The organism is Saccharopolyspora indica (assembly GCF_027853965.1).
Lineage (GTDB): Bacteria > Actinomycetota > Actinomycetes > Mycobacteriales > Pseudonocardiaceae > Saccharopolyspora > Saccharopolyspora indica.
The window spans coordinates 118,090-138,288 of the sequence record NZ_JAQGLB010000022.1 but is presented as its reverse complement, the minus strand read 5'-3'; the positions used below and the strand labels follow the sequence as shown (position 1 = coordinate 138,288).

The window sequence follows — 20,199 nt, the reverse complement described above, 5'->3', positions numbered from 1 at the left end:
GGGGGCATTAAAGAACACTAACCAAAACAGTCCGCTGTTGAGTTCTCAAAGAACACACCCACACCATCACCCACAACCCCATTTCAGGGCCGCGCAGCTCCGGGGAGCATTTCCTCTGTTCGCTTTCTTGTGTCAGTAACTCTAGCAGGCCGTTTTTCCGGGGTTTCAGGGGGGTGCCCCTCGCTGATCTCTCCGAAGATCGAGCCTTGCTTTGAGTTATCAACTCGCCGGGTTCCTCATCGGTTCCCTGGCGACCGCTTTACGTTACCCGGTGCGCTTCGCGGTGTCAAACCCGCGCGCCCCGGCCGGTGTGCGCTCCGCGGAGTTCGTTTCCGTTCTCCCGGGCGCTCCCGCCGCCGTCCTCGCCAGGCTGTTGCGTCCTGGTCCGTCCGGCTTTCCGTGCGGCAAAGAGAAAGTTACGCACACTCTGCGTCAAAGTCAAATCGCCTGGTCAGAGTCTTGACTTCGCACGGACAGCCGATCGTCGCTACTTCTGCTTCGGGCGCAGCCAGAGCTTCACGGTGTTCGCCGAGCCGGCCGCGTTGATCGCTTCCAGCAGGTCAGACGCCTCGACCGGGCGGGTTCGACCGACCGGGACCAGGTCGTAGCCCCAGGTTCCGAACTCGCGGAGCGCGGCCGCCGGATCGTCGCCCAGTTGGCTGATCGCCGCCGGTGTGAAGGAGCACACGATCGACGGCCGGTCGCGGCGGAGCAGCCGGACCAGACCGCCCAGCACCCGGTGGACCCGTGCACCGACGTCGACGTGCACCACGGACAGCTTCAGGTCCTTGAGCCCCGCGTGGCCTTCCAGTTCCCGGTCCAGGCGGATGCCGCGCACGGATGCTTCCTCACCGTTCTCCGCCGGCCGCACCGACAGTCCCCCGGCGAGCGAGGCTTCCGAGGTCATGTCGCACGGCGCGTCCCAGGCCGCACCTTCCAGGAGCACCATGCGGTGGCCCCACGCGGCCGGGACGTTGACCTGGACGTTGTGCTTGAGCAGGTTCGCGCTGCGCGGGCACGGTTCCACCGCCACTACCGCTCCGCTGTTGCCGAGCCTGCTGAGCACTCGGACGGTCTGGTAGCCGACGTAGGCGCCGATGTCGAGGAAGATGCCGTCCGGCTCCAGCAGGGAGTCGATCAGCGTCGAGGCGTCGGTGTCCCAGGTCGGGTGCGAGGACAGCCAGGGGAGCATGAAGCTGTCGTCGGCGGGCAACCGCAGCAGACCCGCGTCGCAGAGCACCGGTGTCGTGGTGCCGTCCCCCGCTCCGGTGTTCCGCTCGTGCTCGCGCAGCAGGATGCGCTGCAGGACGTCGGTGCGCTGCAAGGCGTTCGCGGCGTCGGCGGAGGCCGCTCGCACGGAGGTTTCGACGTTCTGGTCGGGGCTCTTGCGCTTCTCCAGCGCGTCCATCCGGTCGAGGATGCGCTCGACCGCGCCGGTCAGGCTGTCGAGTCGTTCGGCGAGGGCGTCCACCCTGCGGTCGTCGACGGCCGGGCCGCTCTCCAGCTCGCGCAGCCTGCGGTGCTGCTCGGCCAGGTCGGCGCGGGCCCGGACCACCCCGTCCTCGGTGCCCATGAGCTGTGCACCGAGCTGGTCCTGGCGCTGGGCGAACTGGGCGAGCTCGGCGCGCATCGCTTCGACATCGCCGTCGCCGTCCGCCTCGTACTGGCGGCGCAGCAGTTCCGATGCGGTCTGCTCGACGCCGTCGACCAGCGAGCGCATGACGTCGCGGATGTGCTCGTCGTAGTGGCTGAGCGCCTTGAGCACCGCCTTGCGCAGCGCCGGGGCCATCGAGTTGCGGCTGCTGACTCCCGCGTCCGGAGCCCGGTGCAGCGCGTGGCGCGCCACGAGCAGGGGGCGCAGCGGGTCGTCGAACTGGCCGTGGCGGTCGGTCGACCACTTCGTGCGCCAGTTCCGGTAGGCGTGCTCGACGCGTTCGCGCAGGCGCGCACCTGCTCGGGCCACGGTGTGCGTGGCGAGCAGGCTCTCGCGCGCCGCTGCGCCGAAGGCCGCTGTCGCGTCGGCGTCGTCGGCGGCCGCGCGGAGCAGTTCCGCCGCCGCGTCGATGTCGGGTTCTCCCGGGCCTTGGCAGGGCACGAGGCGGGCCGCTTCCGCGCCGAAGACCTCCGAGACCGCGCCGTGGTCGCCTGCGATCACCGGGACGCCGTGGGCGGCGACTTCGAGCAGCCGCAGGACGTGGTCGTCGGTCGCGCCGCCCCGGTGCAGCGAGGTGAAGCAGTCCGCCGCGGACAGCAGACCTCGGAGGTCGGGGGCGTCCTCGACGAGCTGGATGCGCGGGTCGGCCGCGGTGGCCAGGCGCAGGCGCTCGGCAGCCTCGGGGAAGTCCCCCGCGCCGACGACGCCGATCAGCAGGCGGACGTCGCTGCGCTCCGGGAAGGCCGAGAGGAATGCGCTGACCACGCCCAGCACGTTGTCCGCGCGCTCGGCGGCGTGATCCGCGCAGGTGGTGATCACGAACTCGTCGGACAGGCCGAGCCGGGCGCGCGCGCCCTTCCGCATCGGCAGGTCCACCAGCTCGCGCTCGGGCGCGGGCAGGGTGAGCACCCTGGTCTTCGCGCCGCTGCGGCGGGCCACCGCCCGGCTGCTCTCGGAGAGCACCCAGGTCTCCGCGACGTCGTCGGATCCGACCGTGCCGGTGTGCACGTCGATCACGTACCGGCCCGCCGGTACCGGCAGGTCGGGGGTGCAGCGCAGGACGACCGGGTAGTAGGCGGTGTCCGCGGAGGGCAGGCCCGATGCGCGGACCGCGTCCCGCACCAGTTCGGCGAGCGGGCCCTCGCCCAGCACCGCCACCCCGAGCTGGTCGACCAGGGCCGCTCGGTTGTCGATGCGGCGGTGCACCGCCTCGGCCGGGACGCGGCCGCTGGCCACGCCGACCCCGACGCACCACTCGTGGAAGGACTCCGCGTCGGCGCCGAACGGGTCCGGGTAGTCGCGGCGCAGGATCGGGTCGTCCGCCCACACCGCGGCCGTCCAGCGGGACGCGCCCGCCGCGCGCTGCTGGTCGTCGGCCGGGGCGCAGGCCCACTCCTGGAACTCGGGCAGCGCGTCCGGCTCGAACGGGCTCGGCGGGGCCTCGCCGTCGAGCCACGCGGCGAGGTATTCGCCGCGCAGGGTGGTCGGGAGCACCACGCCGTCGGGCAGGGCGTCGAACGGGTGCGGTTGTTCGCGGGTGTACCCCGCTTCCACCAGGGCGTTGCGGTAGCCGGCGCACAGCCCGGCGAGGGTCTGGTGCTCCGACAGCAGGATGCGCGGCCGGTCGGCGTAAGCCGTGGACAGCAGCCAGGGCCGCTGCGGTTGGAAGCCGTCGAAGTGGACGCTGCGCAGCACCGCGCCGTCCACCGTGTGCTTGCCGTCGCTGTTGACCGCGAGCGCTCGCTGGCCCGCGTTCCACACCGAGAGGCCGACGCCGGGATCGCGGATCACCTTGTGGTCGACGAGCGCCGGGGCGTCGTCGAGGACCGGGGTGGCCATCGCCGGATCGCTGCGCAGCTGCTCGACCCAGGTCTTCAGCAGCTGTTCGGCGCCGGGGCGGACGGCGAACACGCTCGGGTCGAAGGTGCCGGACTCGGCCAGGTCCGCCGGGCTGGGGCGCAGGCCGTCCACCGCGAGCGGGCGCAGCACGCGCGGCACCAGCGCGACCGGGCGCTCCGGGGTCAGGCCGGTCAGCAGGTCGTCGAAGCGGCCGAAGACCTGCACCGACGGCTCGAAGTACAACGTGGTGTGACCGGTCTTGAGCAGGTGCTGCAGGAACCGCGGGCGCAGCACGGTGCGCAGCTGCTCAGCCGTGCACCCGACGGCCAGCTGGGCGAACTCCTGCGGGTCGAGGCCGATGTCGGAGACCGACAGCGCGTCCGCCTCGCCGTGCCCCTGCTGGTCGACGAGCAGCAGCGCGAACCTCGCGTCCGGGTGGTGGCGGCGGAAGGTGTCCCGCAGGACCCTGGCGGCCGGGAGCTGGTCGGGGCAGGCCACGGTGCACCCGAGCAGCGTGCCCGCGTCCCGCTCCCCCGGCGTCTCCGCCGGCCACTCCGGCTCGAACAGCTCCGCGGACTGCTCCAGCACACCGGACTGCAGGGAGGACTCCGCCTCGGAGCTCCCCGCGCTGATCGGATCGTGCTTCGCCTGCGAATCAGTCACGGGCGCAACCTATCGCTTCCCGAGCACCGACCAGAAGACCAACCCCACCAGCCCCAGCAGCCGTGCCGAACCCGCTCGTCGGCGGCCTCCCGACACGCCGGGGCGTGTCGGGAGAACAGCCGATCAGAGCATCGGCATGAGGGTTTTGAGCTCGTAAGGCGTGACGTGGCTGCGGTAGGAGTTCCACTCCTCCCGCTTGTTGCGGAGGAAGAAGTCGAAGACGTGCTCACCGAGGGTTTCGGCGACCAGCTCGGAGGACTCCAGCTCGCTGAGCGCCTCGTTGAGGTTCTGCGGCAGGTTGGCGTAACCGGCTGCCTTGCGCTCGCGCTCGGTCAGGCCCCACACGTCGTCCTCGGTGGCCGGCGGCAGCTCGTAGCCCTTGTCCACGCCGCGCAGGCCCGCCGCGAGGATCACCGCGTAGGCCAGGTACGGGTTGCAGGCCGAATCCAGGTTGCGGACCTCGACCCGCCGGGAGGACGCCTTGCCCGGCGAGTACATCGGCACCCGGACCAGCGCCGACCGGTTCGCGTGGCCCCAGCACACCGCCGTCGGCGCCTCACCGCCGACGACCAGCCGCTTGTAGGAGTTGACCCACTGGTTGGTCACCGCGCTGATCTCGCGGGCGTGGTGCAGGATGCCCGCGACGAACGCGCGCCCGATGTCGGAGAGCTCGAAGGGGTTCTCCGGGTGGTAGAAGGCGTTCTGGTCGCCCTCGAAGAGGCTGAAGTGGGTGTGCATGCCGGAGCCGGGCTGGGCGCTGAACGGCTTCGGCATGAAGGAGGCGCGCACGCCCTGCGTGATCGCGACCTCCTTGACCACGTACCGGAAGGTCATCACGTTGTCGGCCATGGTCAGCGCGTCGGCGTAGCGCAGGTCGATCTCCTGCTGGCCGGGCGCGCCCTCGTGGTGGCTGAACTCCACCGAGATGCCCATCGCCTCGAGCGTTTCGATGGCGTTGCGCCGGAAGTGCGGGGCGGCGTCGTGGCTGGCCTGGTCGAAGTAGCCGCCGGAGTCGGCAGGCACCGGCTCGGAACCGTCGTCGGGCAGGTTCTTGAGCAGGAAGAACTCGATCTCGGGGTGCACGTAGCAGGTGAAGCCCGATTCGGTGGCGCGGGCCAGGGTCCGGCGCAGCACGTGGCGCGGGTCCGACCAGCACGGCGAGCCGTCGGGCATGTGGATGTCGCAGAACATCCGGGCCGAGTAGTGCTCCCCGTCGGCGGTCTCCCAGGGCAGCACCTGGAAGGTGGCCGGGTCGGGCTTGGCGACCATGTCCGATTCGTAGATCCGGGCGAAGCCCTCGATGGCCGAGCCGTCGAACCCGATCCCCTCGGCGAAGGCCCCCTCCAGTTCCGCGGGCGAGATCGCCACCGACTTGAGCATGCCGAGGACGTCGGTGAACCACAGCCGCACGAAGCGGATGTCACGTTCCTCCAAGGTGCGGAGCACGAACTCCTGCTGGCGGTTCATGCACGCAGCCTAAGAGTTCGAGCGCCGAATCGCGTAACTGGTCCGTGAACCCACGGGTCACCCGAATCCGAGGACCGCGATCATCAGCGGCAGGACGAGCGCGATCAGGACCGCGCCTGCCACGTCGAAGACCGCCCCGGAGCGGATCATCTTGGTGATCGGCACCGCTCCCGAGCCGTAGACCACGGCGTTCTGCGGCGTCGACACCGGCAGCATGAAGCCGAAGGAGGCCGCGAAGGTGGCCGCCAGCGCGGGCACGAACGGGTTGACCCCGGCAGCGACGGCGATCGGGATCACGATCGGCACCACCACGGCCGCGGCGGCGGTGTTCGACGTCGTCTCGGAGATCAGCACCGCCAGCGCGATGGCGAAGACGGTGATCGCGACGATGCTGGAGAAGCCCAGCGCGGCGGCCGCGCCCTGGCCGATGGTCTGGGCGAGCTCGGTCTCGGCGAGCAGGGAGCCGAAGATGATGCCGGTGCCGAACAGCACCACGGTGCCCCAGTCGATGCGGCTGGCCTCGGTCCAGGTGAGCGTGAAGCGGCGCTTCGACCAGTCGGTGGGCAGCAGGAACAGCAGCGCGGCTCCGAGCACGGCGACGATGCCCTCGTCGAGCCGGTCGCTGATCAGGTCGTAGGCCGCCGAGTCGTTGCCCGCGACCAGCGCGACCACGCCCGGCGTCACCCACAGCACGACGGTGGTGGCGAAGGCGATCAGGGTGTTCTTCTCCGCCCGCGAGAGCTTGCCGAGCTTGGCCCGCTCGGCGGCGACGTACTCCTCCACCCCGGACAGCTCGTTGATCTCGGGCCGGTTGAGCAGCAGCAGGACTCCGGCCAGCACCACGAACATCAGCAGGCAGATCGGTGCGGCCATCGCCATCCACTGCAGGAAGGAGATGCGCTGGCCGGTGGCCTCCTCGATCAGCCCGCGGCCGATCAGGTTGGGCGGCGAGCCGATCGGGGTGAGCAGGCCGCCGACGCTGGCGCCGTAGGCGAGCATCAGCATCAGGGCGACGCCGACGCGCAGCCGCAGCGGGTCGAACGGGGCGCCGTCGGGCAGCTGCTTGCGGACGAGCTCGGCGATGACCGCGAGGATGCCGACCGCGGTGGGCAGCAGCATCGCGACGGTCGCGGTGTTGGAGACCACCGCGGACAGCAGGCAGGTGATCACCCCGAAGGCGATGATCACCCGCGCGGCGCTGCGGCCGACGCCGGGCAGCGACAGGATGGTGAACGCGAACCGCCTGGCCACGCCGTGTCGGAGCATCGCCTGGGCGAGGATGAACGCGCCGATGAAGGTGAACACGGTGGAGGAGCCGAACGGCGCGAGCACGTCGTCGGGCGGCATGACGCCGAGGACCACGATCGCGCCGACGCCGATGAGGCCGCCCACCGGGATCGGCACCGGTTCGCAGACCCACAGCACGATGACGCCGAGGAGCACCGCGGCGAGCTTGTGCTGGGCCGGTTCGAGCTGGGTGGGGACCAGCAGGAAGAGGATCGTCAGCGCCGGGGCCAGGAACAGCCCGATGGTGCGGCGGGCCCGCTCGAACCGCTCCTCGGCCGGGGAGAGGACCTGTTCGCCCAGGCCTCGGTACGTGCTGCCGGACAGCAGCACCGACGTCACGCTCTGCTCGCGCTCACCGTCCGCTTTGTCCATTCCAAGACGATAGGCGCGGTGTGATCTGCTTCACCATCGTCCGTTCGGCCGCCGCGGTGCTCGGTCGAACGGACGATGGCCGGGTCACTTCTCCGCGCAGCGGGCCCCGTTCGCCGGGACCGCCAGGTCGATCAGGTACTTCGTGGCCGCGTCGTCGACGCAGGTGACGCCCTGCAGGAAGATCGTGTGCCGGGTGCCCTCGTAGGTGAGCAGGTGGCCGTGCAGCGCCTCGGCCAGCTTGACGCCCGCTTCGTAGGGCGTGGCCGGGTCGCCGGTCGTGGAGATCACCAGCGTCGGGGGCAGCGCGCCCACCTCCGGTTCGGTCGGCTCGCCGGTGACCGGGACCGGCCAGAACGCGCACATGTCGCGCGCCGCGCTCGGCGGGTTGCCGTCGTCCAGGAACGGCGCCGCCTCGCGGTAGCGGCGGTCGGCCTCGCGGCGCTGCTCCGGGTCCAGGACGCGCTGGTCGTCGACGCAGTGCACGGCGTCGAAGGCGTCGTTGGTGTTGGGGTACCGGCCTTGCTCGTCGCGGCTGAAGTAGCTGTCCGCGAGCGTGAGCAGGCTCCGGCCGCTGCCCTGGCGCAGTTCGGAGAGACCGCCGTCGAGCTGCTCCCAGAGGCTGGGCGCGTAGAGCGCCTGGATGGCCGCCATCGTGGCGTCCGAGTAGGACAGCTCGCGGCCGTCGCCCGCGCGCACCGGGTCGTCGGCCAGCGGGCGGACGATCTGCTGGAACTGCGCGGGCGCCGCCTTCGGGTCGTGGCCCAGCGAGCACTGCTGGCGAGCCGCGCACCAGGCCGCGAAGTCGTCGAACGCCTGCTGGAAGCCGGCGCCCTGGGCCACCAGCGTGTCGATCGCCGACTGGCCCGGGTCGATCGCGCCGTCGAGCACCATCGCCCGCACGTTGCCGGGGAACTGCTCGGCGTACTCCGCGCCGATCCGGGTGCCGTAGGAGTAGCCGAGGTAGCTGAGCTTCTCGTCGCCGAGCGCCGAGCGGAGCACGTCCATGTCCTTGGCGACCTCGCGGGTGCCGACGTTGGCCAGCAGCTTGGCGCCGGTGCGCTCGGCGCACTTGTTCGCGTAGTCGCGCTCCTCCTGCTCGGTCTCCGCGACGCCGCTCGGCGAGGTGTCCGCGTCGGAGTCCAGCCGCTTGGCGTCGCGCTCCTGGTCGGTCAGGCAGCGCACCGCGGGCTCGGAGGCGCCGATGCCGCGCGGGTCGAAGCCGATCAGGTCGAACCGCTCGCCCAGCGCGGAGTTGCGCGCCGAGCCCGCCAGGCTCGCCGCCGTGCTCATCCCGGACGCTCCCGGGCCGCCGGGGTTGATCAGCAGCGAACCGACCTTCTGCGGCTGGTCGGCGGCCGGACTGCGCAGGACGCCGAGGGTGATCACCTGGCCCTGCGGCTCGGCGTAGTCCATCGGGACCTCCACGCGCGCGCACTCCAGGCCGGGGTCGGCGTAGGAGGCCCGGTCGCTCTCGGTCGTGGCGTAGGGCGCGCACGGGCCCCAGTTCAGCGGCTGACCGTAGTACCGCTCCAGACCGGGCGGCACGGGTCCGACCGGGCCCTTCTGTTCGGTGTGCGGCTGCAGCGGCGGAGGCGTCTGCTCCGGCAGGCTGCACGCGGCGGCGCTGAGCACGGCGAGCGCGGAGAGCACGGTCAGTAGGCGGTTCACCACTGGATCGTGACATGCACGAGCAGGTGTGAGTCGTGCCGGGCGGGACGACACCGCCCGGTCGGGTGCGCGAAGATGGGCGCATGCCCCAGTTGCGCATCGCACTCGCACAGGTCAACGCATGCGTCGGCGACATCGCCGGGAACAGCTCGATGGTCCTGGAGTGGACCCGCCGGGCGGTGCAGGATGGCGCCCACCTGGTGGTCTTCCCGGAGATGGTGCTCTCCGGCTACCCGGTCGAGGACCTCGCGCTGCGCAAGTCGTTCGCGGCGGCCAACCTCGCCGAGGTCGAGCGGCTCGCCCGCCGGTTGCAGGACTCCGGTTGCGGGGACGCGCTGGTGGTCGTCGGGCACCTCGGCCGCGACGAGCAGGGGCCGCGCAACTCCGCGTCGCTGCTCTACGGCGGCGAGGTCGTGGCGACCTACCACAAGCACCACCTGCCGAACTACGGCGTGTTCGACGAGGCCCGCTACTTCGCACCCGGTTTCGACCTGCCGATCGTGCGGTTCCACGGGCTCGACGTCGGCGTGGTGATCTGCGAGGACATCTGGCAGAACGGCGGTCCGGTGGCGGCGCTGGGCCAGGTCGGCGTGGACCTCGTGGTGTGCCTCAACGGCTCTCCCTACGAGCGCGCCAAGGACGACGTCCGGACGCCGCTGGTGGTGCGGCGGGCCGCGGAGGCCGGGGCGCCGCTGGCCTACGTCAACCTGGTCGGCGCGCAGGACGAGCTGGTCTTCGACGGCGATTCGATGATCGCCGCGGCGGACGGCGAGATCACCGCGCGGGCACCGCGGTTCGCCGAGCACCTGCTGGTGCAGGACCTGGAGCTGACCGCGGGCGGCCACACCTCGACCACCGTGCCCGCCGAGCCGGGCCCGATGCGGATGCCCGCCTTCGACGTGCGGCGGATCGTGCTGCAACCCGAGCCGCTGCCGAGCTACCAGCCGCTGCCGCCCGCTCCCCCTGCCGAGCCGCTCGACGACGAGGCCGAGGTGTGGGGCGCGCTGGTCACCGGGTTGCGGGACTACGTGCACAAGAACGGCTTCCGCTCGGTGACCTTCGGGTTCTCCGGCGGCATCGACTCGGCGGTCGTCGCGGCGCTGGCCGCCGACGCGCTCGGCGCGGATGCGGTGCACGGCGTTTCGATGCCGTCGAACTACTCCTCCGAGCACTCCCGCTCCGACGCCGCCGAGCTGGCCGAGCGCATCGGCTGCCACTTCGAGGTGCAGCCGATCGCCGACCTGGTCGAGGTGTACGTGCGGCAGCTGGAGCTGACCGGGCTGGCCGAGGAGAACGTGCAGGCGCGCGCCCGCGGCGTGCTGCTGATGGCGCTGTCCAACCAGCGCGGGCACCTGGTGCTGGCGACCGGGAACAAGACCGAGCTGGCGGTGGGCTACTCCACCATGTACGGCGACGCGGTGGGCGCCTTCGCGCCGATCAAGGACGTGCCGAAGACGCTGGTGTGGAAGCTGGCGAAGTGGCGCAACGAGGACGCGGAGAAGCGCGGCGAGGTGCCGCCGATCCCGGAGAACTCGATCACCAAGCCGCCGTCGGCGGAGCTGCGCCCGGACCAGGTGGACCAGGACTCGCTGCCCGAGTACGACGTGCTCGACGTGGTGCTGGACGGCTACGTGGAGAGCGACCGCAGCTACGCGGAGCTGATCGCCGAGGGCTTCGACGCCGAGCTGGTCGAGCGGGTGCTGCAGATGGTGGACCGCGCCGAGTACAAGCGGCGGCAGTACCCGCCGGGCACCAAGATCACGTTCAAGGCGTTCGGCCGGGACCGGCGGCTGCCGCTGACCAACCGGTGGCGCGAGATCGCTCCGTGACGGCTTCGGCGCGTCGGGCGCCGAGGTGTTGCGCGATGTCAACGGACGTCTGCCGTTGATATCGCGGCAGTCCGCGAGCTGAGGAGGATCATCCGGTGTGGGCCGTGCACGCTCTGTGCACTGTGGACGGACGTCTGGTGCTGTGGGCCGAGGATTCCGGGTTGCCCGCGCGGATTCCCGGCCGCGCGCCGCGGGGCGCGCTGGCGCACCCGTTCGCGGTTGCGGGCGAGGCGCTGCGGGACGCGTTCGGGGAGCAGAGCAAGGTCGACTCCGTTCGGGTCCAGCTGCCGTCCTACGCCTCCGCCCCGGCCCCGTCGCCCGAGCTGGTCCGGGATCCGCTGACCGCCGGACCGGCGCCGCGCGGGAAGCTGCGGGTGCGGGAGTGGCTGGTCCCCGCCGTGTCGTGCACCCCGGCGACGGTGCTCGAGCTGCTGGACGCGGACGTGCCCGGATGCCGGCTGGGGACCTCGGCGCGGTTCCTGCGCGGCCTCGCCGAGTGGGCGGAGCAGCTGGTGTCGGGCGGGCGGGTGCTGCCCGCGCTGGCCGACGTGGACGAGTGGCCGACCGCGCGGTGGCGGCCTGCGCTGTCGAGCACGGATTCGGCGCACTTCGTGGCGCTGCGCGACGCGATGCCCGCGGCGTTCCGCTGCGAGCGGGGCGACGCACCGGCCGATGTCCTGCGCAACGCGCTGAACTCGCTGGTCGACGGCATCGTGCGCAGCCGGGTCGCCGATCTCGAACTGACCTCCGGCCGGACCGCGGCGGCCACCTGGCTGCGGGCGTTGACCGGTGAGCCGCGCTTCGACAGCGCCGAGGGGCAGGTCCGGAAGCTGGCGCGGCAGCTCGACACCTGGCGGGCCAGCGGGAACCGGCAGAACCCGGTGCGGACCTGCTTCCGGCTGCACGCTCCCGAGGACGACGAGGACTGGCGCCTGGAGTTCCTGCTGCAGGCCGTGGACGACCCGAGCGTGCTGGTCTCGGCGAACGAGGTGTGGCGGGCCGACAGCCGGGTCCTGCAGCGCTGGGTCGACGAGCCGGAGGAGCTGCTGCTCACCGATCTCGGCGCGGCCGGGCGGATCTTCCCGGCGCTCGACGCGGCGCTGCGCGTGCCGCACCCGAGCGAGCTGCTGCTGGACGCCGACGGCGCCTACGAGTTCCTGACCAGCGCGACGCTGCTGGACCAGGCGGGCTTCGGCGTGCTGCTGCCGTCCTGGTGGGGGCGGCCGGAGGAGCTCGGGCTGAAGTTGACCGCGACCAGCACCGGCACGGCGGGCGCGGTGGCCAAGGAGTCCGGTGTCGGGCTGGCCGACCTCGTCGACTACCGCTGGGACCTGGCTCTGGGCAACGAGCAGCTGACCGCTTCGGAGCTGGACGAGCTGGCCGCCGCGAAGGTGCCGCTGGTGCGGCTGCGCGGCCGGTGGGTCCGGATCGACCGCAAGCGGCTCGCGGCCGGGCTGGCGTTCCTGGAGCGCTCCGGCAGCGGGCGGATGACCGCGGGCGAGGTGCTGCTGCAGGCCGGGCTCCCGGCCGAGGACTCCGAACGGCCGATGCCGGTGGTGCAGGTCAGCGGGCGCGGCTGGGTCGGCGACCTGCTGTCCGGCCAGCTCGAACAGCACCTGGAACCGGTGGAGCCGCCCGCGACGTTCAACGCCGTGCTGCGCCCGTACCAGCGGCGCGGCCTGGCCTGGTTGGCGTTCCTGGACCGGCTCGGGCTGGGCGCTTGCCTCGCCGACGACATGGGCCTGGGCAAGACCGTGCAGCTGCTGGCGCTGGAGGCGCTGGTGCGCGCCGAGGACTCGCGCGGGCCGACGCTGCTGGTCTGCCCGATGTCGCTGGTCGGCAACTGGCAGCGGGAGGCCGCCCGGTTCGCGCCGAAGCTCAAGGTGCACGTCCACCACGGCTCCGACCGGCTCACCGGCGAGGACCTGATGGAGGAGGTCGGCGGGCACGACCTGGTCATCACCACCTATCCGCTGGCCGCGCGGGATTCGGCCGTGCTGCGGGAAGTCCGGTGGGACCGGGTGGTGCTCGACGAGGCGCAGAACATCAAGAACAGCAACTCCCGCCAGGCCCGGGCGGTGCGCGGGCTGTCCGCGCGGCAGCGGATCGCGCTGACCGGCACTCCGGTGGAGAACCGGCTCGCCGAGCTGTGGTCGGTCATGGACTTCGCCAACCCGGGAGCGCTCGGTTCGCTGAGCACCTTCCGGGCGCGGTTCGCGGTGCCGATCGAGCGCGACGGCGACACCGAGGCCGCGGCGCGGTTGCGGCGCGTCACCGGGCCTTTCGTGCTGCGGCGGCTGAAGACCGATCCGGCGATCATCGACGACCTGCCGGACAAGATCGAGATGAAGCAGCTGTGCAACCTCACCGCCGAGCAGGCCTCGCTGTACCAGGCGGTGGTGGACGACATGCTGGCGCGCATCGCCGAGAGCGAGGGCATGGAGCGGCGCGGTCTGGTGCTGGCGACGATGTCGAAGCTCAAGCAGGTGTGCAACCACCCGGCGCAGCTGCTCGGCGACGGTTCTCCGCTGCCCGACCGGTCCGGGAAGCTGGAGCGGCTGGAGGAGATCCTCGAATCGGTGCTGGCCGACGGCGACAAGGCGCTGTGCTTCACGCAGTTCGCGGGCTTCGCCGGGATGCTGGTGCCGCACCTGGCCGCCCGCTTCGACACCGAGGTGCTGCTGCTGCACGGCGGCACGCCGAAGAAGGCCCGCGACGAGATGGTGCGCCGGTTCCAGTCCCCCGACGGCCCGTCGATCTTCCTGCTCTCGCTCAAGGCCGGTGGCACCGGGCTGACGCTGACCGCCGCCAACCACGTCATCCACCTCGACCGCTGGTGGAACCCGGCGGTCGAGGACCAGGCCACCGACCGCGCGTTCCGCATCGGGCAGCGCCGGGACGTGCAGGTCCGCAAGCTGACCTGCATCGGCACCCTGGAGGAGAAGATCGACCGGATGATGGCGGACAAGAAGGCGCTGGCGCAGCTGGTGGTCGGCTCCGGCGAGAACTGGCTGACCGAGCTGTCCACCAGCCAGCTGCGCGAGCTGGTGGCGCTGGAAGCGGAGGCCGTCGGTGGCTGACTGGTACGGCGGTTTCCCCAAGCCCACCAAGCCGATCCGCGTAGAGGGCGGGATCAGGGCGCGCAGCAAGCGCGGCGAGATCGCGCAGACCTGGTGGTCGCGCCGGTTCATCGAGGTGCTGGAGTCGTTCGGCATGGGCGGGCGGTTGCAGCGCGGCAAGAACTACGCGCGGGCCGGCCAGGTGCTGAACCTGACGCTGTCGACGAGCGTGGTGGTCGGATTGGTGCAGGGCTCCCGGCCGCAGCCGTACCGGGCGCGCATCGGCATCAAGGCGTTCTCCGCGGCGGAGTGGGAGCAGGTCGAGCGGGCGCTGGCCGGTCAGGCGCTGTACGCGGCGAAGCTGCTGGCCGGGGAGATGCCGCCGGAGATCGAGGAGGTCTTCGCCGGGCTCGGCCTGGAGCTGTTCCCGACGACCATGCGGCAGCTGACGATGGACTGCTCCTGCCCGGACTGGGAGATCCCGTGCAAGCACCTCGCCGCGACCTGCTACCTGCTGGCGGAGTCCTTCGACGCCGATCCGTTCCAGATCCTGGCCTGGCGCGGCCGCTCCCGCGAGGAGCTGCTGGACCGACTGCGCTCGTTGCGCGGCACGACCAGCGGTCCGGCGGCGGAAACCGATGACGCCGCACCGCTTTCGGAATCCCTGGAAACGTTCTGGGCGGCGCCGGAACTCCCAGCGCCACCCGCGGGCTTGGCGAGCGCGGCACCGGACGCGCTGCTCGACGAGCTCGAACCGCTGCCGGTCGAGATCGGCGGCGAGCCGGTGATCGACCTGCTGCGTCCCGCCTACCGCGCGATGGCCGCGCGTCAGGGCTGATGGACGGCGCGGCGCGTCTCGTACCAGTTCTCGCCGACCGGTTCGCCGTCCATGTTCCAGCTCCAGGAGATGGTCGGGGTGACGCGCAGGTACACGCCGGGGCCGATCATCCCGACCCGCTCGATCGGCCCCTCCGCCTCGCCGTAGACGCGGATGCCCCGCGCGATGAACGGGTCGAAGGACACCAGGTCGTCGAAGACGAGGGCGACCTTGCGGTTCCCGGCGTGGACGTTGCGGAACTTGCGGGTGCTGACGACCGAGGCACCGCCCCCGCCGACCCAGAAGTGGGTGCCGTCGAACTCGCAGGCGAGCGGCACCACGTCGGGCTGCCCGTCGGCGTCGACGGTGGCGAAGCGGACGATCGGCTGGGACCGCAGGTAGGCGATCTCCTGGTCGGTGAACGACATGGGACGGCTCCTTCGCGCTGCTCCTGACCAGCCTGCCACCGCATCGGCGCGGCGGAAAATGCGTGGCCCGGCGCATGTGGATCTTGATAGCGTCGGCTGCATGTCCTCTCCCGCTCGTGATGCGGTCGTCGGTGACCTCGACGCCGCAGCGGACACCCTCGCCGCCGCCTTCGCCGACTACCCGTTCACCCGGTACACGATCTCAGCCGACGACCACCTGGACCGGGTCCGGCGCACCCAGCGCATGTACCTGGAGCGGATCGGATTCCCGCAGGGCCAGGTGCACGTGTGCGGAGATGCCGAGGCCGTGGCCGTCTGGACGACGCCGGACACGGACCTGACGGTGTTCGCCGGGCTGGCGGAGGAAGCGCAGGAGATCGCGGGAGACCGGGCTGAAGCGGCTGCCGCCGCCGAGCAGGCCATGGCGCCGCACCGCCCCACCGAACCCGTGTGGTTCCTCGCCACCGTCGGAGTCCGCCCCGGCTCGCAGGGCCGTGGACTGGGCCGAGCGGTGCTGGAGCCGGGCCTGCGAGCGGCCGACGACGCCGACGTGCCGTGCTTCCTGGAGACCTCGCTCGAATCGAACCTGGCCTTCTACCGGAAGCTCGGCTTCGAGGTGACCGCGGAGGTGGACCTCCCCGACAACGGCCCCCGGACGTGGGCCATGCGCCGCCCCTCCCCCAGCCAGCGCTAGAGCCGTTCGAGGCGCTCTGAGCGGCAGGAGCGGGGCGCATTCACCGGGTTGCAGCGCGCCGGGGTGGGGAGTTCGGCGACGTAGTCGGAGCCGTAGCGGGCCGCCAGGCCCGGGGCCGGGAAGTCGGTGCTGATGATCTGCGCCCCGCTGGTCAGCGCTGTGCGCAAGCGGGTGGTGTCGCCCGAGGTGGCCTCGGTGAACGGCACGTCCGAGCGGGTGCGCACCAGGTAGCCGCGCTCCACCCACTGCCTGATCCGGGCGCTGTTCGCGCCGGTGGGGTCGTTCTGCGACATGAACGCCGCGTCCGGGCGGCCCGGTGCGGAGTTGGTGAACAGCACCCGGCCTTCGAGGCTGGGGCGGTTCTCCAGGTACGGGGCCTGCTGCGCGGGATCGCTGTTGTCCATGAGGAAGACGAACTTGCCGCGGGACTCGGCGAGCGCCGGCCAGCCGGAGCGGAGCACCGACTGCTCCAGCGTGAGACCGGGCTCGCGCACGTCGTCCGGGGTGATCATCTTGTTCGCCGGGATGACCGAGCGGATCTCCGCGTCCAGGTCGGCGAAGCGCTTCGCGTCCCACGGCGGCGAGACCGGGCCGCCGCGCTGCTCCATCGCCGGATCGGTCTGCTTGAGCTCCAGCAGGACCGGGATCGGCGCGTGCCCGGGGTGCGCGTCGGACCAGTCGCGGGCCTGGCGCAGGCAGCCGACCAGCGTCGAGCAGGACGTGGCGTAGTCGTGGTCGGCCCAGTGCACGACCTTGATCCCCGGCCGGAACAGCTCGGGATCGGTCAGCGGTCCTAGCCCGGCGTCGCGGCGGATCAGCGGGTAGGTGTAGAGCCCGCCCTGGTCGCTGTCGGGCATCAGGTCCAGCTCGACGTGCCGCGCCGACTGCCGCTCGAACTGCACGGGCAGCGCGGCGTGCGAGTACCAGAGGTTGTCCGCCGGGGACTGCCACTGCTGCTCGGTGCGGGAGAGCTCGCGGTGGTAGCTGTTGTGCGTCCCGATGACCTGGATCTGGTTCATCCGCACGGAATCGCGCGGCGGCACGCCCGAAGCGCTCGCGGCGACCAGCAGAGCGGCGCAAGCCGCGAGTGCGGCAGCGGTGAAACCTGCGCGAGCGATTCGCATGGCGGACTCCTCGGGATGGCCGACGACCCAGCGTTCAACGCCGAGATGACCACCCCGCGATCCGCCGCCCACCCACCACCGAACACCGCGCGAACACCGGGAGAAACGCGGTCAGCGGCCCATCCCCCGAGGGCCGCGACCTCATTCACCTACGACGAGACAGCGGCGAGGCGTTCGTCGCTCGCACGCAGAGTTCGGAACGCTTCTGCCTGGTGGGCGAGGACGCGGACTCCCGCGTAGTTCACCGGGCTGTCGTCGACGTGCACCGAGACGACCTCGTCGCCGCCCCACACGATGTAGAGCATGCGCAGGTAGTACGCCGAACGGCCTTGGCTCCAGGAGCCGAATTCGGCGGTGTAGAGCCCGAACTCGCACTTCGCGCGTGCGAGCTCCGCTTCCGCCCACGGTCGCAGCTCCCGCCGCAGCTCCTCGGGGTCGTGCTGCTCCGGATCGACCACCTTCCTGGCGACCTCAACAGCATCCGCCACTGCCTCGAGCACATAACCGAAACGCACTGTCACCACTCCCCTTGCTGCTGGATAAGCTTCCGACAACTCACTGCGGACAGTACTGTCTGACACACAAAGAGTAAGGGTCCTGTGCAACTTCCGCAGGTACCTGAAAGGTGGATCTTCCGTCCCGAACGGAGAACCGGGAGCAACCATGGCGCACTCACGACCGACGATCGAACGCCGCCAACTAGGCAGCGAGCTGCGCAGACTTCGAGTTGCCGCAGGCAAAAGCCAGAAGGAGGCCGCAGAGGTCATCGAGTGCGACACAAGCCTGATCAGCAGGGTTGAGCGCGGCTTGCGCGCCCTGAAGGTCATGGAGCTCGATGCGCTGCTGAACTTCTACGAAGCACCACCTGAGCAACGCACCGAAATCGCGGACATCAGCCAAGTTGCCCGGCAGCGCCTGCGGCGGCGCATGTACTCCGACTCCTTCCCAGGTGGCTTCCGCCGCGTCGGCGATCACGAGCAGGAAGCCACAGAGATCTACTACTGGGAACCAGAGGTAGTGCCCGGCCTGCTGCAGACTGAAACGTACGCACGAGCGCTGATCTCGATCGCACGCGAAGCGGTCATGGACGACCCTTCCGACGATGTTGAGCTGCGCGTCCGGTTCCGCCTGGAACGGCAAGAGCTGCTGATTGGCCGAGACGATCCACCTCTCCTCTGGTTCGTCATAGGCGAGCCCGCCCTTCGTCGACCTATCGGGCGGCACGACGTCTTGGCTGATCAGCTGGAGCACTTGCTCACGGCGTGCGACCGGAAGAACGTGGTCATCCAGGTAGCACCAATGTCCATCGTGGACCACCCGCTACTTGGTGGTTCAATCGGAATCTTCCGTTTCGATGGCCGAGTGCCCGATATCGCCCACCAAGCAACCTTTATCGGAGGTGGCGTCTACATGGATGATGAAGGCGACGTCGCTGCGTGCTCACGAGCCTTCGATCGCCTGCGAGCCGTAGCGCTCGGCCCGGAGGAGTCCAAAGACTTCATCGCCAAGTGCTTGAAGGAGATAGCCGAATGACCATCGAGGCGCCAACCCAGTGGTTCAAGAGCAGCTACAGCGGGGGCAACAACAACACGTGTGTCGAGGCTCGTTGGCTCAGCGGCCCGAACAACAACAGCTGTGTCGAGGCTCGATTAGTGAGCGGTGGGATCGAGGTTCGGGACTCGAAGGATCCGGGTGGGGCGACGCTTCGGTTCGGGAGCGACGCATGGGCGCGGTTCGTGCGCGGGCTCGAGAGATGAGCCACGCCCGATCAGCGCAGGTCGGGGCTTGACCTTGTCGCAGCGTCAACGTTTCTACTGGCTGCATGCGAATCGGAGAGATCGCCGCCATGGTCGGGGTGTCGACCCGCGCCGTGCGTCACTACCACCACCAGGGGCTGCTGCCCGAACCGCAACGCCGGGCCAACGGATACCGGCACTACGGGCTGCGCGATGCGATCGTGCTGGCGCGCATCCGCCGCCTGACCGAGCTCGGGCTGAGCCTCGACGAGGTCCGCGACGCGCTGGCCGACGACGGCGGCCGCGATCTGCGGGAGATCCTGGTCGACCTGGACCGCGAGCTGGCCGAGCAGGAACAGCGGATCCGCGATCGCCGCGCCCGGCTCGGCAAGCTCATCGAACGCGCCGAACGTGGTGAGCTGGACGCGGACAGCACTGTTTCGCCGGGAACCGCTGAGCTGCTGGCCGCGCTGAACACCACCGAGCCGACATCGCCGATGGGCGTTCTGGAGCAGGAGCTGTTCGCGCTCATGGATACCACCGGCGGGGAGCAACGCGACCAGGTGCTCGCAGCGGTTCTCCCCTTCGTCGAGGACCCGGAAACCGTCGCTCGTGGCCACGAGTTGCAGCGTCGCCTCGACGAACTCGCCGACGCGACCCCGGACGATCCCCGGATTACGCCGCTGGCCGAGGAGCTGGCGGACAACATCCCGGCCGAGGTCTCGGCGCTGATCGGCGCCGATGATGCTGGCCACTCGTTCAGCACGGCCCTGTTCGACTCGATGGGGCCTGCTCAAGCGGAAGTGCTGCGGCGAACCATTCGGCTGTTGGCCCAGCGACCGCGTGTCGAAGGCGATGTGCGGTGAAGAGGATCGCGGTCCGCCGGTGGGCGGCGAGCCTGTGGGCATTCCTGCTGCGGCGCAGGATCGGCATCGGCCCGGAGGACACCGAGCTCGGTTACGCCCGCGAGCAGGTTCCGGTGATGCTGATCCTGACGTTCGTGCTGGCGCTGGAAACCGCGGTGGTCGGGCTCCTCGTGCCGTGGCCGATCGTGCACGTGCTGGACGTACTCGCGGTGCTGCAAGTCCTGGTCGCCCTGGCAGTGCTGGTCACCCGACCGCACTTCGTGAACCGCCACCACCTGGTGCTCCGCAACGGAGCCCGGTTCGAACTGGCCCTGCCGCTGACCTCGATCATCGCGGTGTCGCTCGACCGGAAGTCCCACACGGGCACCACCACGTTCCGGTTCCACGACGAGGACGGCATCCCGGAACTGGCCATCGTGGTGGGAAACCAGACCAACGTGTCCGTGACGCTCGCCGAGCCGATCAGCATCGCCCTGCCGAACGGCAGGACCGGCACGGCCGAGCACGTGCGGTTCCGGGCGAACGAACCGACCGCCGCCGCAGCGGCGATCCGTCAGGCGTGCCGGGCTGCGGTTGGCGCCGGGTGAGCGCGATTTCGCGCGAAATCGCGCACTCCCCCGCACGAAGTGTGCTGATTTCGCGCGAAATCGCGTAACCCACCACGACACAGAAGTGTGGCGGCGCTTATCCACAGCC

15 protein-coding genes are annotated in these 20,199 nt (G+C 70.7%); 8 read left to right on the top strand and 7 right to left on the bottom strand.

The window, feature by feature from the left end:
• Positions 1–487: 487 nt before the first annotated feature.
• From OU416_RS33675 to OU416_RS33660, 4 genes are all read right to left on the bottom strand, one after another.
• Positions 488–4,156, bottom strand: coding sequence for an FkbM family methyltransferase (locus OU416_RS33675; RefSeq protein WP_270931114.1), 3,669 nt, complete (start codon positions 4,154–4,156; stop codon positions 488–490).
• 123 nt (positions 4,157–4,279) lie between these two features.
• Complete coding sequence (gene glnA, locus OU416_RS33670) at positions 4,280–5,623, bottom strand: type I glutamate--ammonia ligase (protein WP_270931113.1); 1,344 nt, start codon at positions 5,621–5,623, stop codon at positions 4,280–4,282.
• A 57-nt stretch (positions 5,624–5,680) separates the two neighbouring features.
• Complete coding sequence (locus tag OU416_RS33665; protein ID WP_270931112.1) at positions 5,681–7,282, bottom strand: SLC13 family permease; 1,602 nt, start codon at positions 7,280–7,282, stop codon at positions 5,681–5,683.
• 84 nt (positions 7,283–7,366) lie between these two features.
• Positions 7,367–8,950, bottom strand: a complete 1,584-nt coding sequence (locus OU416_RS33660) for an alpha/beta hydrolase (protein WP_270931111.1) — start codon at positions 8,948–8,950, stop codon at positions 7,367–7,369.
• Positions 8,951–9,033: 83 nt separating this feature from the next.
• Between OU416_RS33660 and OU416_RS33655 the strand changes: the two genes are divergently transcribed.
• The 3 genes from OU416_RS33655 to OU416_RS33645 all read left to right on the top strand — a co-directional run bounded on the left by OU416_RS33655 (position 9,034) and on the right by OU416_RS33645 (position 14,676).
• Positions 9,034–10,779, top strand: coding sequence for an NAD+ synthase (locus OU416_RS33655; protein WP_270931110.1), 1,746 nt, complete (start codon positions 9,034–9,036; stop codon positions 10,777–10,779).
• Between the two features lie 95 nt (positions 10,780–10,874).
• Complete coding sequence (locus tag OU416_RS33650) at positions 10,875–13,859, top strand: DEAD/DEAH box helicase (RefSeq protein WP_270931109.1); 2,985 nt, start codon at positions 10,875–10,877, stop codon at positions 13,857–13,859.
• A complete protein-coding gene (locus OU416_RS33645; RefSeq protein WP_270931108.1) occupies positions 13,852–14,676 on the top strand; it encodes an SWIM zinc finger family protein in 825 nt (274 codons plus the stop codon). Before OU416_RS33650 ends, OU416_RS33645 begins: the two co-directional genes overlap by 8 nt.
• Here the strand turns inward: OU416_RS33645 and OU416_RS33640 are convergent.
• Positions 14,667–15,083 carry a PPOX class F420-dependent oxidoreductase gene (locus OU416_RS33640; RefSeq protein WP_270931107.1) on the bottom strand — a complete coding sequence of 139 codons (417 nt, stop codon included), beginning with the start codon at positions 15,081–15,083 and terminating at the stop codon, positions 14,667–14,669. The two genes, OU416_RS33645 and OU416_RS33640, sit on opposite strands and share 10 nt — an antisense overlap.
• A gap of 100 nt (positions 15,084–15,183) precedes the next feature.
• Between OU416_RS33640 and OU416_RS33635 the strand changes: the two genes are divergently transcribed.
• A complete protein-coding gene (locus tag OU416_RS33635) occupies positions 15,184–15,777 on the top strand; it encodes a GNAT family N-acetyltransferase (RefSeq protein WP_270931106.1) in 594 nt (197 codons plus the stop codon).
• Here OU416_RS33635 and OU416_RS33630 read toward each other — a convergent pair.
• Both OU416_RS33630 and OU416_RS33625 read right to left on the bottom strand, forming a co-directional pair.
• Complete coding sequence (locus OU416_RS33630; protein ID WP_270931105.1) at positions 15,774–16,901, bottom strand: phosphatidylinositol-specific phospholipase C1-like protein; 1,128 nt, start codon at positions 16,899–16,901, stop codon at positions 15,774–15,776. The two genes, OU416_RS33635 and OU416_RS33630, sit on opposite strands and share 4 nt — an antisense overlap.
• Before the next feature lie 149 nt (positions 16,902–17,050).
• Positions 17,051–17,389 carry a hypothetical protein gene (locus OU416_RS33625; RefSeq protein WP_270931104.1) on the bottom strand — a complete coding sequence of 113 codons (339 nt, stop codon included), beginning with the start codon at positions 17,387–17,389 and terminating at the stop codon, positions 17,051–17,053.
• A 175-nt stretch (positions 17,390–17,564) separates the two neighbouring features.
• On the opposite strand from OU416_RS33625, the gene OU416_RS33620 reads away from it, so the two are divergent.
• From OU416_RS33620 to OU416_RS33605, 4 genes are all read left to right on the top strand, one after another.
• Positions 17,565–18,434: a helix-turn-helix domain-containing protein gene (locus OU416_RS33620; RefSeq protein ID WP_270931103.1), complete on the top strand. Its 870-nt coding sequence runs from the start codon at positions 17,565–17,567 to the stop codon at positions 18,432–18,434.
• Entirely contained in the window at positions 18,431–18,658 is a 228-nt protein-coding gene (locus OU416_RS33615; protein WP_270931102.1) for a DUF397 domain-containing protein, read from the top strand. Before OU416_RS33620 ends, OU416_RS33615 begins: the two co-directional genes overlap by 4 nt.
• 65 nt (positions 18,659–18,723) lie before the next feature.
• Positions 18,724–19,503, top strand: coding sequence for a helix-turn-helix domain-containing protein (locus OU416_RS33610; RefSeq protein ID WP_270931101.1), 780 nt, complete (start codon positions 18,724–18,726; stop codon positions 19,501–19,503).
• Positions 19,500–20,090: a hypothetical protein gene (locus OU416_RS33605; RefSeq protein ID WP_270931100.1), complete on the top strand. Its 591-nt coding sequence runs from the start codon at positions 19,500–19,502 to the stop codon at positions 20,088–20,090. Before OU416_RS33610 ends, OU416_RS33605 begins: the two co-directional genes overlap by 4 nt.
• Positions 20,091–20,199 lie beyond the last annotated feature (109 nt).